Here is a 24,342-nt window from a genome sequence, read left to right on the forward strand (position 1 = left end):
AAGCCCTCGGCGAGAGGCGCAGCACCTCCCTCGCTTTCCTCCGTGCCTTCTGGAGCGTGCATCGCATGGCCTGGCCGACGTGTCGGACTTCGCGGCTATCACGGGGGTTCTGCACACCGCACCGGAGTGCAGTCAGGAGGCGCGAGCAATGGGCGACCGCTGGTGGGCGGTGCTGTGGCTGGGACTCCTTTCCATGCGCGGAGCGGCTTCGGCTTCGCCTGACTCCGAAGCTTCAGTCCCCAAGGAACCCTCTCGCTCCTGGTCTTCACTGGCACGGCTGGAGGTAGCGCCGCTCGCGTTCCTTCCGCGATCAGGTGGCGGTGAGACTGAAGGCTTCGTCCAATTGGAGCCCACCCTCATCCTCGATGGCGGTCCGGAGTTCGGGCTCAACCTCGGCGCACCGGTCAGATTGCGCGCGTGGGGCGGCACGGGTCTCGTGAGGAGGGAGGACTGGGACAGCCTCTCCGACTTCGGGCAGGTGGTGCGCGGACTCAAACTGGGCTCGGACAACGCGCCCGTGGGCGTCTGGTTCGGCGCGCTGGAGTCCTACAGCCTGCTGTCCGCGCACCTCGTGCGGCGCTACTCCAACCGGGGCAATCCCGACTACCACCCAGCGGGCGGCTTCCTCACCGGCACGCTGGGGCCCTTCTATACGCATGCGTTCGCGTCGGACGTGCTGGGCGCGCGCATCATGGGAGCGGAAGTCGCTCTGGACGTGCAGCACGTCCTCTTCGGCCAGCCCCATGAGCCGGGCCGCTACACGCTGGCGCTCTCCGCCGTGCATGACTGGGGACGGACAGGAGGACGCACGCCCTCGGTGACGCTGGCGCACGTGGACGGCACCGCCGTGGTGGCGGTGCGGCCAGGCTTCGAGGCGCATCTGATTGCGGGTTGGGGTGGACGTCCCGGAGAGGGCGGCGCCTGGGGCGCGGTGATGGGCATGGGCGCGGATGCGTTGACGCCCACGCTGGTTCTACGGCTGAGGTTGGAGGTTCGCAGGCAGCACGGTGGCTTCCGGCAGGGCTTCTTCGGCCCGGACTACGAACTGGCGCGCTTCAAGGCTGCAGGACCGAACAGCGTGCCACTGGCGAAGGCAGTCTTCCCGGACGGCTATTCCGTCTTCAGCGAGACGGAGGTGGGCTGGGACTCGGTCCGCTATGGCGGCCTCTACAAGCACCTGAAGCTATCACTGGGCGCGGAAGCCTTCTCGTGGGGCCGCTTCGACGTGGATGGGCGTGTGTCGATGCAGCTCTTCGCGCGCAGCCTCGAAGTGGCGGTAAAGGGGCTCGGGGTGGAGATGGGACAGCCGGGCGCACGCTATCTGGGGGCCGCCGAGGTCCGCTGGCGCTTCCTGGGCAGGAAGCTCTATGCGCTGGGGACGGGTGGCACGCTGCTGTTCCCCACGCCGGAACGAACGCTGCGGCCAGGGGCATTCGCCTCGGTGGGCCTGGGAGTGGACGATGCGCGCTGACGCCCTGGTGCTGGCCCTGGTACTGCTGGCCACGGGATGCTCCTCCGTGTCGCAAGCGCCTGGACATGGCCGAAGCTTGAGCTACGCGCCGCGCGAGGCCTCTTCGTCACCGTGGGCGGAAACTCCGAGCGATGAGCCCCCTCGTACCTGGAAATCCCTCCCGCACGCTCTTGCCGGGCCCGAGCAACGACTCCTGCGCCGCCAGCAGCAGCGCGATGACGTGACAGCAGTTGGAGACGGCAGCAGGGAGGGAGCTATTGGAGGCGGGGCTCTGAGCGCTGCGTTGACGCGTCAGGCAGTCCTCGACGCCACGGACGAGGTGAAGGGATCCCTGACGGGTGTTGAAGCCGCGTTCTCCAAACTGGCGGCCCGTCCTCCCAACCTCGGGGGATGGGGCATTACTGGCGACATCTTCACGCGGTACCTCGACCAGGGCTCCAAGCAAATGACGTGGCTTCATGGTGCGCTGGGGAGCGCCACCGCGTTGACGGCCGCGGCCTCGGAAGTCGGCGACACGGACATGGAGTTGGGCCTTCTGCGCATGACAGGGCCACGGCTCCAGGCGGCTCAATTCGGAACACTCCTGCTGGCCACCTGGGTGGACTTCCTGCACCTCGGAGACGCCGTGCTTCGCAACTGCCCGATGTGCAGCGTCGAAAAGCTCTTCACGGACCTGCATCGCGTGCAGGGAATGATGGAGCCCACGCTGAAGGAGCTCGCGTCACTGGACCCGGAGCGGGTGGAGGCAGCGACGACCGCGATGCCCGAGCTGATGGGGGAGCTGACCCGCGAGTTCAACACGCTCCAGCGAGAAACCCGTGCGACCATGAAGTTCGGCGGGCAGGTCATCGCGGCGATGCAGGCGGTGGAGATGGTCACGATGATCTCCACGATGAAGATGGCCATGCCACGCGTGCGTCCCTCAGCACCCGCCACGCTCGGCATGGGCCTCGTGATGAGTTCGGGCGGAGTCATGGTGGGCTCGCGGTTGGTGGTCTCCGCGGAGTGGGTGGAGATGATGCGAAGGCTCGTGCAGGCCGGCGTCATCTCCGTTCCCGCCGCCAGTGCCGCCGTCCTCATTCAGGGCGGACAGGTCATGATGGCTCAGTCACATCATGACCTGCCCAGGGGCGTACGCGACGCGCTGGGGGACAGCCCCGAAGTTCGTGGCATGCAGGTGACGGGCAGAGCGGGGGCGGGCATGTCGGACGCGCCGAAGCACCATGTGCTGCCGCAAGAGCACCGCGAGTGGTTCGAGCAGCGCGGTTTCAAGGGCGACATGGACATCGACCAGTTCTGCGTCCGGTTGGAGCAAGCCCACCACGAAGCGATTCACGGTGGCGGGAGCTGGCGCCTGGGGCGCACATGGCCCAGAGAATGGAACCGGATGATCATGAAGGTACTACGCGACGCGGAGGCCGAAGCTGGCCAGAGGCTGACACGGAGCGAGATCTTGAAGCTCGTCGCGGGATATCTGAAGGAGTACGACATCCCGATGAACTTCATCTCCGGGAGGAGGCGATGACCGACGGACGTTCGTGGCAGGGGAACTGGAAGGTCCGCATATACGAGCGTGTCCGCGAACGCGGCTACGACTCGCTGACTGCCTTTGCCGAAGCACGTCCCACCGCATCACTGGTGGCATTGGCCGAGGAACTTGGGGCGGACGACGTCGCCGGGGTGCAGGTGTTCAGCGGGTTGGTGGCGGAGGCGGAGCAGCGCAAGCAGGTGACACGCCTGGTTAGAGGGCAGTTCGTGCGCGAATTGTTCCAGCATCTTCCAGATGGATGGCCACCCGTGCTGGACGACACAAACCGATTCGATGTTGCCCAAGTACTCGCCCGTTGGAGCAGCTACACCCCCGAGACTCATGAGGAGCGCGTAAGGCAGGCGAGAGCTTCGCTCCGTGCCCATCCACCGCCCGCTGGCTGGCGTCCACTCGGACCTGACGACGAACTGCTCCGCACGCTCCTCCCTGACGAGGAAGCCTGACCCACGAAGTGACCTCGCGGGCCAGGGAGCGCCACCCGAACCTCAGCCCTGCTTCAGCGCCGCGCCAATCGCGTTCCCGAACGGCGCCGTGGGCCGCCCAATCAGCCGGCTCAGCGTGCGGCTCGTGTCATTCAGCTCCCCGCGTGACAGGCCCGCGTCCGCGTCCGCCAGCGTGTCCGCGAAGGGCTTGGGCACGCCCACCCCCTGGAGCGCCGCGGAGAACTCCGCCACCGGCAGGTCCACGTACTTCACCGGCTTGCCCGACTGGCGCGACAGCTCCGCCACGTACTCCGGCAGGCTGAAGCTCGCGTCTCCCGCCAGCTCGTACACCTGGTTCTCGTGGCCCGTGCCCGTCAGCACCGCCACCGCCGCGTCCGCGTACTCCTGACGCGTCGCCGTGGCCACCCGGCCCTCCTTCGCGCTGCCCTGCACCACGCCGTACTGGAGCGCCGGCCCGATGTGCTCCGTGTAGTTCTCCACGTACCAGCCGTTGCGCAGGAACACGTACGGGATGCCTGACGCGCGGATGGCCTCCTCCGTCGCCTTGTGCTCCCCCGCCAGCGACAGCCCGCTCCTGTCCGCGAACAGGATGCTCGTGTAGGCCAGCAGCTTCACGCCCGCCTTCTTCGCCGCTTCAATCACCGCCGAGTGCTGCGGGAAGCGCTTGCCCACCTCGTTCGCGGAGATGAGCAGCACCGTGTCTCCCTTGGAGAACGCCCCGTTCAGCGTCTCCGGACGGTCGTAGTCCACCTGGCGCACCTGCACGCCGCGCTCGGCCCAGGCCTTCGCCTTGTCCGGATTGCGCACCGCCACCGCCACCTGGTTCGCCGGCACCTTCTTCAGCAACCCCTCCACGACGAACTGGCCCAGCTTCCCCGAGGCTCCCGTGACCACGAACATGGCTCCGCCCTTTCCTTCCCGCGCTCCAGGCGCGAAATCGAACTGGCGCTTACCGTAACGGGGGTACTCACTTTTCGTAAGTACGCACCTCATGGTAAGTGTCCCGTCATGAAGGCAAGCAAGGGCAGTCCACTGCTGGAGAAGGTGAAGCAGCGCGGGGACCTGTACGCGCCGATGTGTCCCTCGCGCGGCGTCCTGGAGCACGTCACCAGCCAGTGGGGCGTGCTGGTGCTCGTCGCGCTCAAGGAGGAGGGCACCCACCGCTTCAGCGAGCTGCGCCGCAAGGTGGGCGGGGTCAGCGAGAAGATGCTCGCCCAGACGCTCCAGTCCCTGGAGCAGGACGGCTTCGTGCACCGCGAGGCCCACCCCGTGATTCCCCCCCACGTCGACTACAGCCTCACGCCCCTGGGCGAAGAGGTCGCCGTCCACGTGGAGGCGCTGACCTCCTGGATCGAGGACAACCTGGCCCGGGTGATGACCGCCCGGACCCAGGCGCCGCCCCGCAAGAAGGCCTCCTGAGAGGCCCCGGGCCCGCTCGCCCGGGTGCCCTCCAATGGGACGAACGGGAGCGAAGGGGACAGGCCCGCGTTAAGACTGCTCCCGTGCCCGCCGACACCCCGCTCAAGGTCCGCATTCTCGATGCCATCCGCGATGTCCCGGCCGCCCAGTGGGATGCCCTGGTCGCCGACGGCGCGCCCCCCTTCGTGCGCCACGCGTGGCTGTCCGCCATGGAGGAGAGCGGCAGCGCCACCGAGGACACCGGCTGGGCCCCGCACCACCTGACGCTGTGGCGGGGCAGGAAGCTGGTCGCCGCCGCGCCCGCCTATCTCAAGTTCCACAGCATGGGCGAGTACATCTACGACTTCGGCTGGGCCAACGCCGCCGCCCAGTTGGGCGTGGAGTACTACCCGAAGCTGCTCGTGGGCGGCCCCCTGTCCCCCGCCACCGTGCCGCGCTTCCTCACCGCCCCGGGCGAGGACGCGAAGGCCTTGCGCCTCGCGCTCCTCCAGGCCGCCGTGGACAGCGCCCAGGAGCAGGACTGCTCCGGCGTGCACGTGCTCTACCCCACGGATGAAGAGGCGGACTTCCTGGAGGAGGCCGGGCTCGCGCGCCGCATCACGCTCCAGTTCCATTGGAAGAACCCGGGCTACAGGAGCTACGACGACTACCTGGCCCGCTTCGACTCCAAGCGCCGCAACCAGCTCAAGCGCGAGCGCGGCGCCGCGGCCACCCAGGGCATCCAGCTGCGCACCGTGCGCGGCGCGGACCTGACCCCGGAGCACGCCCAGCGCGCGTACACCTTCTACACGTCCACCTGCGAGCGCCACGCCTGGGGCCAGGTGCAGCTCACCCCCGGCTTCTTCGAGCGCGTCTTCCGCGACCTGCCCGACACGGTGGAGATGGTGGAGGCGGTGAAGGACGGGAGGGTCATCGCCGGGGCCTTCAACCTGGCCACGCCGGAGCGGCTCTATGGCCGCTACTGGGGCTGCACGGAGGAGCACCCCTTCCTGCACTTCAACGTCTGCCTGTATCACTCCGTGGACGACTGCATCCGCTCGGGGCGCAAGGTCTTCGAGCCCGGCGCGGGCGGCGAGCACAAGGTGTCCCGCGGCTTCGAGCCCACCGCCGTGCACAGCGCCCACCTGATTTTCGACAAGCGCCTGGACAAGGCGGTGCGGAGCTTCCTGCGCATGGAGCACGCACGGCTGGCACCCGCCGTGGAGGAGGCGGAGCGCATCTGCGGCCTCAAGCCGTGGGCCTCCAACCCAGCCCCCGGGTCCACCGGCACCTGAAAAACCCGGACGTCTGTCCGCCAGCCCACCGGCCAATGGGCATCCGGGCTCGGTTCAAGTTGTGAAATCGGGGTGAACCTCTAGAGTCCGCCCCCATGAAAGTCCCGGAGACCGACGAAGACTTCATCCAGTGGTACGAAGACTGCTGGGCTGACCGCGACGAGGTGGAGTACCCCAAGCTGTTCGGCGCCATCCGCGAGGAGGTGGACCTCCTGGAGGGCACCGGCGTGCTGGAGGGGTGGCTGGAGAGCGAGCTGGCCCAGGGCACGGAGATGGATCCGAACTGGTTGCCCATGGGCGTGCGCGTGGCGCCTCCCAGCCCGGAGCACCCGTACTGGACCTACGTGACGAGCGGCCTGTCCAACCCCTTCACGGTGGCCCCCGGCGAGGACCTGCCGGACGACGCCCGCAGCGGCCTGGGCTACGAGATGGTCATCCACACGCCCGAGGAGGAGCGCTGGCCCATCCTGCGTCTGCTGGACATGATGGCCTACAACCTCGTGTGCGCGCGGCTGTTCGCCATGGGGCACCGCTATCCGGTGGACGGCACGCTCACCGGCGGTGAGACGAAGCTCGCGGGCTTCGTGTTCGTGAAGGACGCCAACCGCCCCAGCCACTTCACCCTGCCCAGCGGTCAGGTGGAGCTGCTCACGCTGGTGGGCGTGACGAAGAACGAGATGGCCTTCGCGCGCTCCAACGGCATGGACAGCCTGCTGAAGAAGCTGGCCGACCCCGCGAACCCCACCACCGCGTACATCACGCGGCCGGAGCGCGACGAGGTGAAGCTGTAGTTCCCACGCTCTCGCCGCCCGCGCTCAACCGGCGCGCGGCGGCGAGGACTCCACCAGCGAGTGCAGGAGGCCGGGCTCGAAGGGCTTCTCGATGCGCGGCAGCGGCACGACCTGGAGGAAGGCGCGGGCGCGCTCCGTGAAGCTGCCGCCCGTCATGAACACGAAGCGCGACAGGAGCTCCGGCCGGCGCCGTGACAGCTCCGCGTGCACGTCCATGCCGGTGAGGTCCGCCATCATCAGGTCGCAGAAGACACGGTCGAAGGCGTCGTCCTGCTCCAGCAGCGCCAGCGCCTCCCGGCCGCTGTGCGCCACCACCACGTCATGCTGCCGTCCGAGGATGCGCCTTAGCACCGAGGTGAGCTGAGGCTCGTCGTCCACCACCAGCACGCGCTTGCGGCAAGGCCTCTCGTCCGAGCGCACCGCGGGGACGACCGGGTGCACGATGGGCTCCAAGACGGGCAGCCGCACCTGGAAGGTGCTGCCCAGGCCGGGGATGCTGGTGGCCGTCAGCTCGCCGTGCATGCTGCGCACGAGCCCCAGGCAGATGGACAGCCCCAGGCCGCTGCCCTCCCCCACGGGGCGCGTGGTGAAGAACGGCTCGAAGGCGCGCTGGAGCACCTCCGGCGTCATGCCCAGGCCGGTGTCGGACACCTCCGCCAGCACCCACGCGCCCTCGCGGCGGGTGGTGAGCGTCACGCGGTGGCGGTCGAAGGCGCCCGCGGGGATGGCGTGCGCGGCGTTGATGAGCAGGTGGAGGAACACCTGCCCCAGGCGCGCCTCGTGCGCCAGCGCGGGCGGCACCTGGCCGAAGTGGCGCTCCACCTGGGCGCGGCTGCGCAGGTGGGTCATCGCCATGGAGATGCCGAACTCCAGCGCCGCGTGCACGTCCACAGGCCCCAGGCGCAGCTCGTCCGCGCGGGCGAAGGTCTGCAGGTCGCGCACGATGACGCGGATCCGCTCCGCGCCCTCCTTCGCCTCGCGCAGCGCCTCCAGCGCCTCCCCCACCACGTCCTGGAGGCCGGGACGGCGGGCGAGCGCCGTGAGCTGCTCCACCGCGAACTGAAGGTTGCCGGCCACGTAGGACAGCGGGTTGTTGATTTCGTGGCCCACGCCCGCGGCCAACTGGCCCGCCATGGCCAGCTTCTCCGACTGGACCAGCCGCTCGCGCGCGGCCATCAGCTCGTGGGTGCGGCGCTGGGCCAGGGCCTCCGCCTCCAGGCGGCCGGAGTGCTCGCGGGCGAGCAGCGCGTCGCGCTCCGCCTGCACGCGCTTCTTGTCGGTGATGTCGCGCGCGTAGGTGGAGATGTTGCGGCCGCTGGACCAGGCGTGCACCTCGTGCCAGCGGTCCCTGCCGGTGCGCAGCTCGAAGAGGCGGTAGCTCTCCTCGGCGGCCACCTCGCGCATCGTGCGCTCGAACGGGGTGCCGCACAGCTCCGGGCACGCATCCCACAGCACGCGGCGGAAGAGCTCCTCCTGGGGGCGGCCGGTCAGCGCGGCGGCGTTGCGGTTCACGTAGGTGAGGCGCCAGTCCGTGTCCACGGTGAAGAAGGCGTCCGGCATGCTCTCCAGCACGTCGCGCACCCAGTCCAGCGTCTCGCGCAGCCCCTCCTCCACCCGCTGGGCGCTGGTGATGTCACGGAGGCGCAACAGCACCCCGTCCCGCAGCGGCACCGCCGTGCCCTGCAGCAGCACCTCCCCTTCGGAGAAGTGGTCCGCGTGCGGCCGGCCGGACTCCACCACCTGGCGCAACAGGTCCATGCGGCCGGCGATGCCGTCCTTCGAGGAGACCTCGCCCAGGCGCCGGCCCCGCAGGTACTCCGGGTCCCGGCCCAGCGCGCGCGACGCGGCGGGGTTCGCCCACAGCCACTCGAAGTCCAGGATGGCCCCACCCGGGGAGCGCACGGCCCGCAGCACCATGCACGCCTCGGGATGTTCGCGCTCGGCCTCCTCCAACGCGGCCAGGAGCGCGTCCGGGAGCGGGAGGGCCACGGTCATGTCAGTCGCGGACATCCGGCTCCTCGCGCCCCAGGCGCCGCCCAACCCCCGGGGAGCCCGCATGTCGCCACGAATCGCACGGCGGCTCAAGCCAGCCCCGGTCTTCGTATCTTTCTTAACCTTCTCGAATTACAGACGCGTGAGAGTGAAAGCCGGAAGGAGGGGAAAGATTCCCCTCCGGAGGGGAACGTCGGCCAGACTCATGCCTGCCCATGCGCCCTACCCTCATCACGCACGTCTCGTTCGAAGCGTTGCACCTGTCCCTGACGGAGCCGTTCGCCATCGCCACCGGCGCGCAGCTGGCGGCGGAGAACGCGCTCGTGCGCGTGACGCTCGCGGACGGCACCGTGGGGTTGGGCGAGGCGGCGCCCTTCACGGCGGTGAGCGGAGAGACGCAGGCCAGCACGCTCGCTTCGTTGGAGCCGGTGCGCGAGCTGCTCGTGGGCCGCGACGCCCAGGAGTGGCGGCCGGCGTCGGAGGCGCTGGGGGACGCGCTGGCGCTGGCGCCGGCCGCGCGGTGTGGCGTGGAGATCGCGCTGCTGGACGCGCTCACCCGGCACCACCGCATCCCCATGTACGCCTTCTTCGGCGGGGCGGGGACGGAGCTGGACATCGACATGACGGTCACCGCCGGAGACGTGGAGCACGCGGTGGCGTCCACGCGGGCCATCCTGGGGCGGGGCATCCACACGGTGAAGGTGAAGGTCGGCGCGTTGGACCCGGACGCGGACGCGGCGCGGCTCGTGGCCATCCACCAGGAGGCCCCGAAGGCGCGGCTCATCGCGGACGCCAACGGGGGCTATGACGTGGCGGAGGCGCTGGCGTTCCTCAAGGAGCTGGAGCGCGCGGAGGTGCCGCTGTCGCTGTTCGAGCAGCCGGTGGCCGACGTCGCGGGGCTCGCGGAGGTGACGCACCGCTCGAGGGTCGCGGTGTGCGCGGACGAGTCGGCGCGCTCGGTGAAGGACGTGCTGCGGCTCATCCGTGAGAACGCGTGCCACGGCATCAACATCAAGACGATGAAGTGCGGGATGGTGGACGCGGTGACGATGTGGAGCCTGGCCCGCGCGGCGGGGCTGGAGCTGATGGTGGGCGGGATGGTGGAGAGCGTGCTCGCGATGACCGCGTCCGCGCACCTGGCGGCGGGGCTGGGCGGCTTCACCTACGCGGACCTGGACACGCCGCTGTTCATCGCGAACCACCCGTTCCAGGGCGGCGGTCAGTACGCGGGCGGGCGGCTGACCCTGGACCCGGACGCGCCGGGGCACGGCGTCACGCTGCGCTGAAGGCCCTCAGCCCTTCACGAGGGAGGCGGCCACGTCCAGCGCCCTCTCCCTCTGCGGGTCCGCGCCGGCCGCGTACGGCAGCGCGTCCGGGACCTCCACGTCCACCGGGACGCCCACGCCCTCCAGCCGCTCGCCGTCCACGGTCACGTCCATGACGGCGAGGTAGAGCAGGTCCCCGTTGGCCAGCTTCTGGGGACCGCCGGCCAGCACCGCGCCCGCGGTCCTTTCGCCCACGAGCGTCGCCAGCCGGTGGCGCTTCATCGCGAAGGCCACCATCTCCTTGCCGCTGCGGGAGTTGCCGTTGACGAGCAGCACCACCGGCTTGCGCCAGGACAGCGCGTAGGGGCGCGTCCTGCCATCGCGGCCGGTGTTGAGGAGGAGGGAGACCTGGGGGTTGAAGAGGTTGATGAAGGCCGGGCTGCATCCGCCCCAGCCGTCGCGGAAGTCGATGACGAGCGCGTCCGCGTCCGCGAAGGTGTCCTGGAGCGCCTCCTCCAACGCTCGCTGGTACGCCTCGCCCGCGCACGCGTAGACGTGCTGGTAGGCGACGCGGCGGCCCTGGCGCTCCACGACCTGCCCACTGGCCCTCTGGACCGCGAGCCACTCCTTGCGCGGGTTCATGCGCCGGGGCGTGACGGTGAGGGACAGGGGCGCGGCGCCCTTCACGCGCTCCACGGTGAGGCGCGTGGGTTTGCCCGCGCGGTTCGTGAAGGCGTGCCAGGGGTGGAAGGGCCTGCCCTCCACGGTGACGAGCCGGTCCCCGCGCAAGAGGCCTGCCTTCGCGCCAGGGCCGTCCGCGAAGACGTGGCGGACGAAGAAGCCGTCCGGCGTCTCCCGCACGTCCACGCCGATGCCGGTGGCCTGCACGTCCTCCTTCTTGAGGAAGACCTCGAAGATGGAGGTCACCTCCGCGTGGGCGGGGCTCTGCTTCGGGTAGTAGGCCGTGTGGGAGGTCTTCAGCTCCGCGAGCGCCGCGTTCGTGCGCCGGGTGAAGTCCTCCACGTCCTTCGCGTCGGCGGCGTAGCCCTGGTGCGCGTCCGCCCAGGCGGCGCCCTTCGCCGCGTCGACGTAGCGGGTGCGCACGAGGTTGACGATTTCATCGCCGCGCTTCGTGAAGGGGGACGTGGCGGCCTGGGCGCTCGCCACGAAGAGCAGCCCCGCCACCCACCACCGCGTTGTCCGAATCGTCATGGCGCGCCCCTCCCGGGAGGACTTCACGATTCTTCACAGGGGCGCGTCCCCGAGGGAAGGAAAGGCGCTCTGGCGCCGCGCGGTGTGGCGAACGCGGCGGGCGCGGTTAGGGATGAGGGGCTCATGTTGGATGCGCCCTCGTCATCGCCCAGGCTCGCGCTCGTGTCGGAGGACCCCCTGGCCCGGGGTGCGCTCGCACGGGCGCTGAGCGACCAGGCGGAGGCCTGGACCGTGGTGGCGGCGGGCACGCAGGTGGAGCTGGAGGCGGCGCGGGGCGAGCCGCCCGACGTGGTGCTCTGGGACACGGGCTTGCGGCTGGAGGAGGGCGCGGCGCCGGACCTGGGCGCGCCGGTGCTGGCGCTGGTGGCGGACGAGGCGGCGGGAGAGCTGGCGCTGGGCGCGGGTGCGCGGGGCCTGCTCTTCCGCGACGTGGCCCCGGGGATGCTGGGAGCCGCGCTGCACGCGGTCTCGCGAGGCCTCGCCGTGTTCGAGCCGGGGCTGTCCCACGTGCGCGCCGCGCCCAGGAACACGGCGCCTACGGGAGCCCCCGGGCCGGACACGCTGACGCCGCGCGAGCGCGAGGTGCTGGGGCTCCTGGCGGAGGGCCTGTCCAACAAGGCCATCGCGGACCGGCTGGACATCAGCGAGCACACCGCCAAGTTCCACGTGAATGCGGTGCTGGCCAAGCTGGGCGTGCAGCGCCGCACGGAGGCCGTGGTGCGCGCGGCGCGGATGGGGCTGGTGACGCTCTAGTTGCTCAGGGCGCGACGAGAGCGCTCAGGTTCTTCCATTCATCAGCCAGGGAGGCCTGCACCAATTCGCGAACGACGGATGGCAGAGGCCACGCTTCCCCCGGAAGCAAGGAGACGGCCTGGAACACAGTCCGGGCATGTTCGAAGTCCCGGGCCACCTGGGCAAGCTTTGCCTTGTCGTCCATCAACTCCGCGCCCTGCTGCATCAGGCTGAGTCCCACGACGTGGTCCACCAATGCAGAGCTCGCGACGATGCGTCCGCCCAGGGTGAAGAGCACCTGCCCCAGTCGGCTCCGCTCCTCGGGGGAGAGGCGTTCCTTCGTCGCATTCACCCGGTGCTTCAAGTTGAACGGCGCATTCGTGCCCAGCGAAAGCGCAGCTGCCTGGAAGAGGAGGGAGGGCCGCGGAGTGATGCCCGTGGACTCCAGGCGTCGTTTCGCGGCGGCACCCGCCTGGGCCAGTGAGGTGCTTCGAAAGCGCGGGAGGGCCGCGATCCGCTCCAGCGCCTGGATGTCCTCCCGAGTGAGCGGCACATCCTTCGCGGAGTCGCCCACCAGCAGCATCAGCGGTCCTTCGAAGTCATTCGCACCAGCGACAAGCGGCTCGAGCCGGCGGCTCAGCGACTCGCGCGCCTTGAGGCGTACGTCCTTCAACGCGTCGTCGGGACGGGGCTGGAAGTAGTCATAGGCGGCGAGCAACAAGTCAGGGGAGACGATCTCCGAGACATGCTCCGCGAGCCACTGCTGCTGGGCGTCCGAGGCCTTGTCCGCGAGCGCCGCCGTGAAGCGGACCTCGACGGACTGCGTCCGTTCCCACACCTTGTCGATAAAGGACTCCGGGTCAGGAAGGGGCTCCGGAAACCCATTGGCGGCCTTGAGGTCCGGACGTCCCGCGTGTTTCCACGCCAGAATCATGGCTTCTCGCCAGTCCGGCGCCAGCAAGCGGCGGCGCTGCTCCACGAGCTCCGCGAGCACCACGACCTCCGGCTGTTCGGGGGCCAGCGCACGAAGCCGGGTCACCGTTCGGGCGGCTTCGTCCAGCGCCCCCAGTTCCATCTGCACGCAGGTTTTGACTTTCAGCGCCCCCAGATGCTGGGGAGCCTCGTCCAGCACCACGGCAAGCTCCGTGAGGGCCAATACCAGCTTACCCGACCAGACATGGGTCACAGCCTGCTGGACCTTGGCATCGGCGCGCTTCTGGATCGCTTCTGGATCCGGGCGCCGGCAGGACACGCTGGTGAGGAGCAGCCCCAGGGCCAGCAGGTATAGGGACCTCATCGGACGCGAAGCTCGCGCAGGTGCTCGACAACCCAGAGGTATACCGGCTCGACGTCCTTGAACTGGTTGTTGGAGATGGCCATCACCAGCGCCTCCGCTTCATCGATCGTGGCGTCCACCTCCAGGCCCATGCACGCCAGGGCCTCGCACATGGCGAGCCAGGAGATGCGCTTGTTCCCGTCCACGAAGACCTGCTTCGTCGCGATGTAGAAGAGCAGGTAGACGGCGAACAGCAGCCCCGGCACCGCCTCTGGCGGAGCACCGTACTCCTCCGCCGTCCAGGCCGCGCCCAGGGTCGCGCCAGGGCCCAGCGCATCGCGGACGCCCACCCTCCCGCCGTGCGCGGCGATGCCCTTGGCCTGCAACTCCTGGAGCCGGGCCAGACTGCAGAACCGGTCATACGGCTGCGCGTCACTCATTGGGCAAGCCTCCGCAGCAGCTCATTCCACTTCCGCAGGGCATGCGCATCACGCGCCTCCGCGGGAGGAACCGGCACGTCCACGCCCTGCTGGCGGATCCAGATGAGCCGGGGCTTGGGCCCCATGGCCACCATCGCGGAGATCTCCTGGAGGCCAGAGGCCAGCGCCACCTGCTCCGCCGTGGCGGTCACCGTGACGGTTCCGCCCTCCCGGCGCGAGATGTGGATCTCCGGCGCCTTCAATACACCAGGATCGATTCCCTCGATGACGCCATGAACCACTTCCAGGTGCGGCAACACCATGAACACCCCCCACGAGCATCCGCTGCTCGAACACCACTGGCCCCCAGCCTAGCGGGTCTCCGGACAGGCGCCGACGGATGATTGCCCGTCCTCCCCATCCGCGCTCCCGCTGCTACACTCCCGCTCCTCCATGGCCAACCAGGATTGGGTCTCGCGCCTGCTCACCGGGCGTGCGTCGGCGGACAAGGGCCTCAGCGTCCACCTCTCCGAGCGCGACGGCGGCAGCCTCCACGACAAGATGCGGCAGGCGTATTGGTGGATCACCAACAACGCCGTCATCTGCCCCTACTACGACATCGAGTTCGGCGGCACCGCCGCGCTCAAGAACACCGCCGGGGACGAGGTCCACCTCCCGGAGGACATGAGCTACAGCTCCTTCGTCCTCATCCCGCTGCTCACCCTCTTCACCTGCCGCCGCGCCCTGCTCGTGGGCGGTCCGGGCCGGGGCAAGACGACCTCCGCCATCCTCATGGCCCTGCTCTCCGGCATGGGCCGCGAGGACGTGCACCGGGGCATCCAGCGCGGCCACCCGCAGCTGTCCATCGCGGACCTGCTCGGCGCGCCCCTGCCCTCCGACATGCTCAAGGCGGAGGACCTGTCCGCCGTGAAGGTCAGCTGGCGCAAGTGGATCAGCCAGCGCGTGAAGATTATCGACGAGTACAACCGCATCCCCACCAAGACCCAGTCCGCCCTGCTGTCGCTGCTGGGCGAGGGCTACGCGGAGATGATGGACCAGTACGTGTACACGGGCCGCTCGTCCTGGTTCCTCACCGCCAACGACGACCAGGGCGGCGGCACGTTCCAGGTCATCGAGGCGCTCAAGGACCGCCTGGACGTCGTCGTGCGCGCCGTGCCCTTCAACTCCGGCTTCGTGGACACGCTGCTCCAGCGCATCGAGTCCGACAAGTCCCCGGAGGAGCTGCTCCCCAAGGACATCGTCTTCACGCCCGGCGAGCTGGAGAAGGCCTACAACTCCATCCTCGCCGTGGAGGTGCCCAAGGGCGTGCTGGAGCGCGTGGCCTTCTTCCTGGGCCAATTGGACTTCTGCCGCATGGCGTCCCCGCGCTTCGAGTTCAAGCACAAGGACACGCTGAAGCTCGCGGGCCAGACCGTGTCCGCCGTGTGCAACGAGCAGTGCCCCCTGGACAAGAAGGTGCACCTCTGCACGCAGACGGAGAACGGCACCAGCGTGCGCGCGTACCAGACCATCCTCCACTTCGCGAAGGCGCTCGCGTTCTTCCGCGGCCACCGCGTGACGGAGCTGGAGGACTTCCGGCAGATCATCCCCTGGGTGCTGCACGAGAAGCTCACCCCCAACGCGCGCAGCCCCTTCTTCGAGGTGAAGGGCAACAAGCTCCTGCTCCAGGACCGCGTGGCGTGGATCCGCAACATGTTCGACATGGCCATGGCCCGCTACGGCACGCACGCGCCCGTGCGCCAGAAGGTCGCCGCCCTGCGCGCGGAGCTGGACCTGGGCCTGTCCGGCGTGGATCTGCGCACCACAGAGAAGCGCCTGTCCGCCGTCACCGTGCTGATGAATGACCTGATGACCCGTCAGGAGCTGTCCGGTCCGGTGTACGAGGACCTCATCCACTTGAAGTCCCTCTACAGCCGCTACCGCAACTACGCGACGTGGCTGAAGGAGAACCCGGGCGGTCAGGGGCAACAGCCATGAGCGAGTTCGTCGACGAGTTGGAGAAGCAGGCCCGCGGCCGGTTCGTGCGCTGGGACCGCGCGCTGTGGGACGAGTTCCTCAAAGGCCCGGGGGTCCGCATGGGCCGGGCGCTCACGAGCGGTGACGCCGCGGCGGGAGAGGAGACCTTGCGCGACTACCTGCGGCTGGGCGCCGAGGGCATCGGCCTGGGCTACCTGTATCCGGTGTCCGCCGGCAGGGAGAACTTCTTCACGCTCGCGTGGACGGACCTGCTGCCGCGCCTGCTGCCGGACCTGCGCCGGGAGGAGCAGGCCCCGGCGCTCGCGCGCATGTGGAACCTCGGCGAGAACCTGGAGTCCGCGCCCCCCTGGGTGCAGCGGCTGTTCTGCCGCCTGGGCTCGAGCCTGTCCTCGCTGGAGGGCCTGGAGAGCCACCTGCACACCATCGCCAACGAGGCCATGGAGCCGCCCACCCAGACGCTGGGCGACACGTCCACCGCGCAGTGGGTGGACCTGTCCCAGGAGGACGCGCGCTTCATGCCCGGGGAGATGCACTTCCTGGCGCCCGCCGTCGTCTGCGTGCACGACCGGCACCGCGCCACCGCCGCCGGCGGACGTGACGCGGCCACCCAGGGCGTGTGGCTGGTGAAGAAGCCCATGCTGCTGGGGCCCATGGGCTGCAACGAGCGGCTGGAGCCCTCCACGGGCAAGCCCTCCAAGGCGCTCACCTCGCTGGCGCAGCGTGACCCACGCGCGGGGGACTGGTACAGCACCCACCACAACGAATGGCGCGCGGTGGCCACGATGCATACGTCCCAGTGGCTGGCGGTCATCCTGCCGGCATGAGCGCGGGCGCGGCCTTCACCCGGGAGGAGGTGGAGCGGTGCTGGCGCGACGCGCTGGCGCTGTGGGACGTGCACGTGCAGCTGAGCCCGCCCGAACCGCACCAGCCGTTCCGGCCCGGGGAGTCCACGCCGGATGAACCGCTCGCGTACATCGACCTGGTGCGCCGGCAGGTGTTCGTCCACTTCGACCTGCTCGTCCGCATGGGCGCGCGCGAAAGCCTCACCGCCGTGCTGGCCCACGAGATTGGCCACCACGTGCGCTTCCCGCACACGCTGGGCTGGGACGCGGAGCTGCGCGTGCTGGAGCAGCGCCTCATCCCCGGCCTGCGCCAGTCCCTCACCAACCTCTTCTTCGACCTGCAGGTGAACGAGTTCGTGGGGCGCACCCACGCCGAAGCCCTGTGCCAGGTCTACCAGGGCTTCCTGCGCACGCCCGACGGGCGCAAGAAGAACAAGAAGAAGAAGGACGGCGACACGGGCACGAGCGGGCCGTCACCGCTGTTCTGCTTCTACCTGGCCATCTACGAGGAGCTGTGGCGCCGCGAGCCCGGACACCTGGTGCCCGAGGCCCTGCTGCCGAAGCTGGAGGAGGTCTACCCGGGCTTCCGCGCGCAGGCGCGCATGTTCGTGCAGACGTTCTACACGCTGCACGACGGACGGCTGCAGTTCCTCTACTTCTGCGCCGCGTTCATCCGCTTCATCGACCTGCCCTCCGAAGTGGGTTTCTGCATCCCGTTGGCCGGCGACCTGGGCACTCCGGACGAGGCGGATCTGGACGCGGCGGTGCAGTCCGGCGGCCGGTGGGAGGACGCGCTGAACGAGGCCCGCGCGAACGGGTGGCTGGACGACTCGCACGACACGAAGGAGTCGGAGCCGCTGGAGGCCATCCGCCGCGCGACGGCGCACCTGCCCGGCAACGACGGAGGCAGGCTGCGGCGGGCGCTGGTGGGCCGGTACTACCGGCGGCTCGTGGACCCGTACATCCTCAAGCTGCCCTCTTCGCCCTCGAAGCCGGAGCCCTACCTGCGCACGATTCCGGAAGCGTGGGAGTACGGCGACGACCCGACCACCATCGACTGGACGCTCACGGTGATTGCACAGGGGCACCTGGCCGCCGTGAACCCGCTGCGCCGCGAGTTGGAGGCGGACCTGCCGCCGCCGTCGGACCTGGGCGTGCCCGCGCTGGAAATCTACCTGGACACCAGCGGCTCCATGCCCAACCCGCAGCAGGACCTCAACGCGATGACGCTGGCCGCGCAGGTGCTGTCCGCCTCCGCGCTGCGCAAGGGCGCCACGGTGCGCGGCATCATCTACTCGGCGGACAACCCCATCGTGTCCCCGTGGATGTACGACGAGGAGACCGCGCGCGACTTCTTCCTGCACTACATCGGCGGGGGCACGTGGTTCCCGGTGGAGCTGATGGACGGGCTGTCCCAGGAGCGGCCGGACGTGCTGCGCGTCGTCATCTCCGACAGCGACTTCCTCCACAACATGCGGCAGGAGGACGCGCTGCCGCGCTTCGTGCGAGGGATGAACCGGTCGCGCCGGGTGGTGGCCTTCCTCGCGCTGCCGGATGACGCCCCCGCGCGGCAGGTGCTGGCGCCGGTGCTGGGCAGCCCACGCTTCCGGCTGGCGACCGTGCAATGGATGTCTGACTTTGGCCGTGCCGCCGCGGCACTGGCCGATGCCCTGTTGGAGAAATGATGGCGGTCTCGATTCCCCACCTCCGTGAGCAGTTGGCGGCCATGCCCATCCTGTCGCCGTATCCGCACGACCTGGCGGTCGCCGTCGTCTGCGACACCTTCCGCATGGCCAGCCAGCGGCCCCCGTCCCAGGCCGAGTGGGCGAAGCTGGAGCAGCGCGTGAAGAACCCGCTGTTCCGCGAACAGGTGGGCATGCTCGCGCACGTGCTGTTGGTGTCCGACCTGCGCAAGAAGACGGTGCTCTACCTCACCGCGGACCGCACCCCGCAGGCTCGGCTCCAGCAGTTCTTCGAGGAGATCCATCCCCTCACCGCGGAGATGATCCGCTCCAACGCCTTCCGCCAGGAGGAGTTCCTGCGCAAGTGGCTGGACGCCCTGGGCGCGGACATCGAGGGCGAGACGACGGCCGAGTCGAAGCGCCGCCTCAAGGACCTGGACTACCGGCAGGCCGTGACGGACCTGCGCAAGGTGGAGGAGGCGCGCAAGAAGGAGGCGGACCGGCGCCAGGAGATGCTCCAGGAGGCCCAGCGCAAGGAAGCCGAGGCCCGGGGCTGGCGCGAGTGACGCTCGGGGTCGCGCCCAGGGCCCGCATCCGCCGCGACAGCCACACGCAGCGCCCGCACCTGCCGTGGGCGCTGGACGTGGCGGCGGGCCTGGCGCGTGGCACGGCCACCGTGGACGAAGCCGCCGCCCGCGCGGAACTGGAGGCGCGCCTGCCCGCCTTGCGCGAGGCGCTCCTGGGCTCGCCCTACTACGTGCGCGTGCTGCGCGAGTCGGGCCTGCACCCGGGCGACCTGCGCCGTCTGGAGGACCTGCGGCACTTCCCCGCGCTGGACCGCGCCACGCTCGCGCGCCACTGGGAGGACGTGCCCACGCTGCCCGCCGCGTCCGACGAGTGCGTGGTGGTGAAGAGCTCCGGCACCACCGGGGACCCGGTGAACGTGCTGCGCGACCGGCGCGACTGCCTGCTCATGTGGGCCGTGCTTCGCTTCTTCACCGAGCGCACGAACACCGTCCCCCCGCCGCGTCCGCGCGTGGTGCTGCTGGACGCGCTGCCGGGAGGATTGGAGTACTCGGTGCGCCTGCCGCTGTTCCACGACGGCGCCCTGCACCGCGTCTCCGTGCTGCGCGACGACGCGGTGGCGCGCCTTCAACGGGTGAAGGCCTCCATCGTCTTCTCCGACCCGGAAGGGCTGCGCTGGCTGCTCGCGCATCCGGAGGTGCCGTCCCCCCGGCTGGTGCTCACCTCCGCGCAGCACCTGCCGCACGCGCTGCGAGACGCCTGGAGACAGGAGCGCGGCGTGCCGGTCCTCAACTACTACGCCGCCACGGAGACGGGGCCGCTCGCGTGGGAGTGCCAGGAGGACGCGAACCGGGGCCGCTTCCACGTGCTCACGCCGGACGTCTGGCTGGAGCCGGACGGGGACGAGGTGGTGGTGACGCGGCTGCGCCCCAGCGTGCTGCCGCTGTTGCGCTACCGGCCCGGAGACACCGGCACCGTGCGGCGCGACGCCTGCGCCTGCGGCTTCCACGGCTGGACGCTGACGGGCTTCGGTGGACGCGGGGCCTGCGCGTTCCACACGCCTTCAGGCCGCGCGGTGGACGCATGGTCGCTGGCGTGGGTGTTCAAGCACCACCCGCTGCGCGCGTTCCGGCTGACGCAGGTGGCGCCGGAGCGCTTCACGCTGGAGCTCTCGGGTGCGCCCGCGGACAGCGTGGCGGCGCTGTGCGAGCGGCTCGCCGCGGCGCTGCGCACCCTGGGCTGGACGGCGCCGGTGGTGGAGGCGCGCGGAGCGGAAGGGCTGGCACCGGCCGCCAAGCCGCTCCCCTTCCGTTGCGAGCTGGCGCTTCCTGGATGAGCCGGGCCTTCGCCTGGTCGTTTGCCCTGGATTCCCACGCCTCGCGTGAAGATTCTCCCAGGGAGGGTGCACCCGCACGGAGGACACATGGAGACTCGGAAGCTGGGCAGGCAGGGCCTCACCGTTTCGGCGCTGGGCCTGGGCTGCATGGGTATGTCGGACTTCTACGCGGGCCGCGACGACGCGGAGTCGGAGGCCACGCTGCTCCATGCGCTGGACCGGGGCATCACCTTCTTCGACACGGCGGATGCCTACGGCCCCGGCCGCAACGAGGAGCTGGTGGGCCGCGTGCTGGGCCCCCACCGGCAGAGAATCGTCCTGGCCACGAAGTTCGGCCTGGTGCGTGACCCCGCGAATCCGCAGTCGCGCGGCGTCAACGGCCGGCCGGACTACGTGAAGCAGGCGTGCGACGCGAGCCTGAAGCGCCTGGGAATGGACGTCATCGACCTCTACTACCTGCACCGCGTGGACCCGAAGACGCCCATCGAGGACACCGTGGGCGCGATGGCGGAGCTGGTGAAGGCCGGCAAGGTGCGCTTCCTGGGGCTGTCGGAGGTGAACTCGGAGACGCTGCGCCGCGCGTGCGCCGTGCATCCCATCACCGCGCTCCAGTCGGAGTACTCGCTGTGGAGCCGGGACCCGGAGGACGGTGTCCTCCAGACGTGCCGCGAGCTGGGCGTGGGCTTCGTCCCCTACAGCCCGCTGGGTCGCGGCTTCCTCACCGGCCAGTTCAAGCGCTTCGAGGACCTGCCGGAGGACGACTACCGCCGCCACTCGCCCCGCTTCCAGGGGGAGAACTTCCAGCGCAACCTCAAGCTGGTGGAGCACATCGACCGGCTCGCGGGCCAGAAGCGGTGCACGCCCGCGCAGCTGGCGCTCGCCTGGGTGCTGTCACGTGGGCAGGACGTGGTCCCCATCCCCGGCACCAAGCGCCGCAAGTACCTGGACGACAACCTGGGTGCCCTGGACGTGAAGCTGACGAAGGAGGACCTGGCGGCCATCGAGTCCATCGCGCCGCCGGGCGTGGCCGCGGGCGAGCGCTACCCCACCGCCATGCAGGGCTTCCTCCAGACCGACACCCGGAAGGAGACACGCTGACGGCCGGCCCCTGGCCCGTCCGCCCCGCGCATCCATGACCGCGCCCGCTCCGTCCCGCCCGCCGCATCCGCCGGTGCCTCCCTCTTCCCCGTCTCCGCGCGCACCGGAGTCGTTCCAGAAGGAAGAGGGCTCCGCGCTGCTGAGCTACGCACTGGCGGTGGCGGGCGTCCTGGTGGCGTTCTTCGCCCAGCAACTGCTGTGGCCCTACATGTCCAGCGGCCCCTTCCTGGCCTTCTTCGCCGCCGTCGCGTTCGCGGGCTGGCGGGGAGGCTGGGGGCCAGGACTGGTGGCGACGGCACTCTCGCTGGTGATGGTGGACTACTTCTTCCTGTCCCCCTTGGGGGACTGGGTCATCCACCCCGGCAACGTCATCGCGCTGAGCTTCTTCCTCGCGCTGTCGCTGTTCGTGACGCTGCTCAACGTGCGCCTGCGCAGGGCCAACGCGGAGCGCGCGGACCTGCTGGAGCGCGAGCGCGCCTCCCGCGCCGCCGCCGAGTACGAACGCGCGCGCCTGCACGAACTGTTCATGCACGCGCCCGCGCACCTGGTCATCTTCCGCGGGCCCGAGCACGTCTTCGAGCTGTCCAACCCCCTCAACTCCGCGATGCTGGGCAACCCTCCCAGGCTGTTGGGCGTGCCCGCGCGCGAGGTGGGGCCGAAAGAGGAGGCCGAGCGCGTGGCCCGGATCCTCGACCACGTCTACACGACGGGCGAACCCTTCGAGGGCCGGGAGGTGTCCCTCAAGCTGCCGCAGCCGGATGGCTCCCTCCGGGAGTACATCTTCAACATCACGTACACGCCCACGCACGACACGCACGGGCAGGTGGACGGCATCGCGGGCTTCGGCTTCGACGTGACGGACGTGGTGCGCGCCCGCTCCCGGGCGGAGCGGCTGGCGCGCGAGCTGTCGCACAACGAGGAGCACCTGCGCCTGCTGGCCGGGGCCAGCTCCTTCCTGGCCACGTCGCTGGACTACAAGGCCACGCTGCGCAACGTGGTGCGCCTGGCGGTCCCCACGCTGGCGGACTGGTGCCTCATCGACAGCGCGCTGGAGGACGGCACCTTCCAGCGCATGGAGGTGGAGCACGCGGCCTCGGAGCCGGAGTCGCTCGCGGAGCCGCTGCGGATCCGCACGACGTACGTGTCGGGCCTGCCCAAGCTGGCGGGCGCCGAGCCACGTCATCACGGGCAGCCCTTCTTCATCGAGAACTTCAACGACGACATCCTCCCGCAGCTCACGGATGACCCGGAGCGCATCGCGCTGCTCAAGGAGCTGCGCGTCCGCTCGCTGGTGGTGGTGCCGCTGGTGGCCGGGGAGCGCTCGCTGGGGCTGCTCAGCTTCGTCACCACGCACCGCTCCGGGCGGCGCTACACGACCGCGGACCTGCCCTTCCTCCAGGAGCTGGCCAACCGCGCCGCGCTCTCCATGGAGAACGCGAGGCTGTACCGCGAGGCGCGCGAAGCGGTGCGCCTGCGCGACGAGTTCCTGTCCATCGCGAGCCACGAGCTGAAGACGCCGCTCACGCCGCTCAACCTCAAGCTCCAGGCGCTGCGGCGCGAGATGGACCGCCACCCGGGCCCGGTGCCGCGCGAGCTGGTGGAGCGATACCTGGAGGTGGGCTCGCGGCAGATGAAGAAGCTGGCGGAGCTGGTGAACGACCTGCTGGACGTGTCGCGCATCGCGGCGGGACGGCTGTCGCTGGAGTGCGTGCCCATGGACCTGGCGGAGCTGGTGCGCGACGTGGTGGCCGCCTACGAGGGCCCCGCCATGCGCTCCGGCTCCGTGCTCCAGTTGGAGTGCACGGACGCCACGATGATGGGCGTGTGGGACCGGCCGCGCCTGGAGCAGGTGGTGGTGAACCTGGTGGACAACGCCATCAAGTATGGCCAGGGGCGGCCCATCCACGTCCGGCTGGAGACGCGAGACGGCAAGGCGGCGTTGACGGTGCGGGACCAGGGCATCGGCATCTCGGAGGAGTCCCTGCCGCGCCTCTTCGGCCGCTTCGAGCGCGCGGTGAGCGACCGCCACTACGGAGGCCTGGGCCTGGGCCTCTACATCACCCGCACGCTGGTGGAGGCCATGGGCGGCACGGTGCGGGTGGAGAGCCGCCTGGGCCACGGCTCGCTCTTCACGGTGGAGCTGCCGCTGCGCGCGCTGCCGGCGGACGTGGGAGCTCCGGCGCCCTGATCAGGAAGCAGCGCGAGCGCGCGGCAACTGCGCGTGGGGTTCCCAGGGGCCGCTGGAGCCCAGGCAGTGACGGCAGGTGGCGAGCGGCGTGTCCCGCTCCAGGTAGCCCAACAGGCGCGTGAGCAGGTCCGGGTCATCGAGCGGCACGCCGTCGTGTTCGACGAGCGCGGGCAGGTGGGGATGCTCCGCGGCGAGGACGGTGGCGACGTGGGGTGGCCGGGTGCAGGTGAAGAAGCGGCCCTGGTGGACCAGGTGGCAGCGCTGCTTGAGCCAGCACTTGTCGAAGACGTCGCGCACCTCCGCGTCGGACGTGAGCGGCGCGTCCGGGGTGATGCGCTGGAAGCGGTCGATGGCCTTCACCGTGAGGTGGACTCCGTGCCGGTCGCAACGCTCGGTGATGCGGGCGATGGAGCGCTCGGGCAGGGGCGCGGACGTGTAGAACGACAGCGTCATCCGGTCGAGCCGTTCATACACGGCGTCGGGAGCGCTCTGCGCGAGGAAGCCGTTGGTGGTGACGGACACCTGCTCGGTGAGCCCGGAGGCGCGCACCACGTCCAGCACGGCGGGCAGGTCCGGGTGGAGGAAGGGCTCGCCGCCGGTGAGCTTGAAGACGTTGGGCCTGAGCACGCGCGAGAGGCGGCGCAGGTCCTCGGCCAGCGCCTGCGGGGACACGGCCCACGCGGGCAGGTGCGGTGACAGCGGGCAACACTGCGCGCAGCGCAGATTGCAGTGCGTGGTGACGTGCGTCTCCAGGGACCAGGTGAGGACGCGGCTGTCGTGAAGCTCGTAGCGCACGGCGCGGGAGTCTAACCGACACACCCACCGCACTG

22 protein-coding genes are annotated in these 24,342 nt (G+C 70.1%); 15 read left to right on the forward strand and 7 right to left on the reverse strand.

The window, feature by feature from the left end; all coding sequences use genetic code 11:
- Window positions 1–193 precede the first annotated feature (193 nt).
- The 3 genes from ACX114_RS38305 to ACX114_RS38315 are packed head-to-tail and all read left to right on the forward strand — an operon-like array spanning window position 194 to window position 3,463.
- Window positions 194–1,471 carry a hypothetical protein gene (locus tag ACX114_RS38305; RefSeq protein WP_459300391.1) on the forward strand — a complete coding sequence of 426 codons (1,278 nt, stop codon included), beginning with the start codon at window positions 194–196 and terminating at the stop codon, window positions 1,469–1,471.
- Window positions 1,461–2,996 (forward strand): DUF2380 domain-containing protein, encoded by a 1,536-nt coding sequence (locus ACX114_RS38310; protein WP_459292752.1) that lies wholly within the window; start codon window positions 1,461–1,463, stop codon window positions 2,994–2,996. The genes ACX114_RS38305 and ACX114_RS38310 overlap by 11 nt, the downstream gene beginning before the upstream one ends.
- Window positions 2,993–3,463 (forward strand): NUDIX hydrolase, encoded by a 471-nt coding sequence (locus tag ACX114_RS38315; protein WP_459292754.1) that lies wholly within the window; start codon window positions 2,993–2,995, stop codon window positions 3,461–3,463. Before ACX114_RS38310 ends, ACX114_RS38315 begins: the two co-directional genes overlap by 4 nt.
- Window positions 3,464–3,505: 42 nt before the next feature.
- On the opposite strand, the gene ACX114_RS38320 is transcribed toward ACX114_RS38315, so the two are convergent.
- Complete coding sequence (locus ACX114_RS38320) at window positions 3,506–4,363, reverse strand: SDR family oxidoreductase (protein ID WP_459292756.1); 858 nt, start codon at window positions 4,361–4,363, stop codon at window positions 3,506–3,508.
- Between the two features lie 108 nt (window positions 4,364–4,471).
- Here ACX114_RS38320 and ACX114_RS38325 point away from each other — a divergent pair, with 108 nt between their 5' ends.
- From ACX114_RS38325 to ACX114_RS38335, 3 genes are all read left to right on the forward strand, one after another.
- Entirely contained in the window at window positions 4,472–4,882 is a 411-nt protein-coding gene (locus ACX114_RS38325) for a winged helix-turn-helix transcriptional regulator (protein WP_459292758.1), read from the forward strand.
- A gap of 83 nt (window positions 4,883–4,965) precedes the next feature.
- A complete protein-coding gene (locus ACX114_RS38330) occupies window positions 4,966–6,156 on the forward strand; it encodes a GNAT family N-acetyltransferase (RefSeq protein WP_459292760.1) in 1,191 nt (396 codons plus the stop codon).
- 95 nt (window positions 6,157–6,251) lie between these two features.
- The gene (locus ACX114_RS38335; RefSeq protein ID WP_459292762.1) at window positions 6,252–6,947 is read left to right on the forward strand and encodes a suppressor of fused domain protein; all 696 of its coding nucleotides are present in this window, start codon (window positions 6,252–6,254) and stop codon (window positions 6,945–6,947) included.
- Between the two features lie 24 nt (window positions 6,948–6,971).
- On the opposite strand, the gene ACX114_RS38340 is transcribed toward ACX114_RS38335, so the two are convergent.
- Window positions 6,972–8,957 carry a PAS domain-containing sensor histidine kinase gene (locus ACX114_RS38340; protein ID WP_459292764.1) on the reverse strand — a complete coding sequence of 662 codons (1,986 nt, stop codon included), beginning with the start codon at window positions 8,955–8,957 and terminating at the stop codon, window positions 6,972–6,974.
- A 197-nt stretch (window positions 8,958–9,154) separates the two neighbouring features.
- Between ACX114_RS38340 and ACX114_RS38345 the strand changes: the two genes are divergently transcribed.
- Window positions 9,155–10,225: a dipeptide epimerase gene (locus tag ACX114_RS38345; RefSeq protein ID WP_459292766.1), complete on the forward strand. Its 1,071-nt coding sequence runs from the start codon at window positions 9,155–9,157 to the stop codon at window positions 10,223–10,225.
- A gap of 6 nt (window positions 10,226–10,231) precedes the next feature.
- Here ACX114_RS38345 and ACX114_RS38350 read toward each other — a convergent pair whose 3' ends face one another.
- Complete coding sequence (locus tag ACX114_RS38350; RefSeq protein WP_459292768.1) at window positions 10,232–11,416, reverse strand: S41 family peptidase; 1,185 nt, start codon at window positions 11,414–11,416, stop codon at window positions 10,232–10,234.
- 123 nt (window positions 11,417–11,539) lie between these two features.
- Between ACX114_RS38350 and ACX114_RS38355 the strand changes: the two genes are divergently transcribed.
- Entirely contained in the window at window positions 11,540–12,169 is a 630-nt protein-coding gene (locus ACX114_RS38355; RefSeq protein ID WP_459292770.1) for a response regulator transcription factor, read from the forward strand.
- 4 nt (window positions 12,170–12,173) lie between these two features.
- Here ACX114_RS38355 and ACX114_RS38360 read toward each other — a convergent pair whose 3' ends face one another.
- The 3 genes from ACX114_RS38360 to ACX114_RS38370 are packed head-to-tail and all read right to left on the reverse strand — an operon-like array spanning window position 12,174 to window position 14,166.
- The gene (locus ACX114_RS38360) at window positions 12,174–13,400 is read right to left on the reverse strand and encodes a hypothetical protein (RefSeq protein ID WP_459292772.1); all 1,227 of its coding nucleotides are present in this window, start codon (window positions 13,398–13,400) and stop codon (window positions 12,174–12,176) included.
- A 41-nt stretch (window positions 13,401–13,441) separates the two neighbouring features.
- Window positions 13,442–13,864: a type II toxin-antitoxin system death-on-curing family toxin gene (locus tag ACX114_RS38365; protein ID WP_459292774.1), complete on the reverse strand. Its 423-nt coding sequence runs from the start codon at window positions 13,862–13,864 to the stop codon at window positions 13,442–13,444.
- Window positions 13,861–14,166 carry a hypothetical protein gene (locus tag ACX114_RS38370; RefSeq protein ID WP_459292776.1) on the reverse strand — a complete coding sequence of 102 codons (306 nt, stop codon included), beginning with the start codon at window positions 14,164–14,166 and terminating at the stop codon, window positions 13,861–13,863. The genes ACX114_RS38365 and ACX114_RS38370 overlap by 4 nt, the downstream gene beginning before the upstream one ends.
- Before the next feature lie 130 nt (window positions 14,167–14,296).
- Here ACX114_RS38370 and ACX114_RS38375 point away from each other — a divergent pair, with 130 nt between their 5' ends.
- The 7 genes from ACX114_RS38375 to ACX114_RS38405 all read left to right on the forward strand — a co-directional run bounded on the left by ACX114_RS38375 (window position 14,297) and on the right by ACX114_RS38405 (window position 23,512).
- Complete coding sequence (locus ACX114_RS38375; protein ID WP_459292778.1) at window positions 14,297–15,841, forward strand: P-loop NTPase family protein; 1,545 nt, start codon at window positions 14,297–14,299, stop codon at window positions 15,839–15,841.
- The gene (locus ACX114_RS38380; protein WP_459292780.1) at window positions 15,838–16,665 is read left to right on the forward strand and encodes a hypothetical protein; all 828 of its coding nucleotides are present in this window, start codon (window positions 15,838–15,840) and stop codon (window positions 16,663–16,665) included. The genes ACX114_RS38375 and ACX114_RS38380 overlap by 4 nt, the downstream gene beginning before the upstream one ends.
- Window positions 16,662–18,368 carry a hypothetical protein gene (locus ACX114_RS38385; RefSeq protein WP_459292782.1) on the forward strand — a complete coding sequence of 569 codons (1,707 nt, stop codon included), beginning with the start codon at window positions 16,662–16,664 and terminating at the stop codon, window positions 18,366–18,368. Before ACX114_RS38380 ends, ACX114_RS38385 begins: the two co-directional genes overlap by 4 nt.
- Window positions 18,368–18,931, forward strand: coding sequence for a hypothetical protein (locus tag ACX114_RS38390; protein ID WP_459292784.1), 564 nt, complete (start codon window positions 18,368–18,370; stop codon window positions 18,929–18,931). Before ACX114_RS38385 ends, ACX114_RS38390 begins: the two co-directional genes overlap by 1 nt.
- Window positions 18,928–20,226 carry an AMP-binding protein gene (locus tag ACX114_RS38395; RefSeq protein ID WP_459292786.1) on the forward strand — a complete coding sequence of 433 codons (1,299 nt, stop codon included), beginning with the start codon at window positions 18,928–18,930 and terminating at the stop codon, window positions 20,224–20,226. Before ACX114_RS38390 ends, ACX114_RS38395 begins: the two co-directional genes overlap by 4 nt.
- An 87-nt stretch (window positions 20,227–20,313) precedes the next feature.
- The gene (locus tag ACX114_RS38400; RefSeq protein WP_459292788.1) at window positions 20,314–21,324 is read left to right on the forward strand and encodes an aldo/keto reductase; all 1,011 of its coding nucleotides are present in this window, start codon (window positions 20,314–20,316) and stop codon (window positions 21,322–21,324) included.
- Between the two features lie 73 nt (window positions 21,325–21,397).
- A complete protein-coding gene (locus tag ACX114_RS38405) occupies window positions 21,398–23,512 on the forward strand; it encodes a sensor histidine kinase (RefSeq protein ID WP_459292790.1) in 2,115 nt (704 codons plus the stop codon).
- Here the strand turns inward: ACX114_RS38405 and ACX114_RS38410 are convergent, their stop codons facing one another.
- Entirely contained in the window at window positions 23,513–24,307 is a 795-nt protein-coding gene (locus ACX114_RS38410) for a radical SAM protein (RefSeq protein WP_459292792.1), read from the reverse strand.
- Window positions 24,308–24,342: the final 35 nt, after the last annotated feature.

This window comes from Corallococcus sp. M7 (assembly GCF_054512695.1).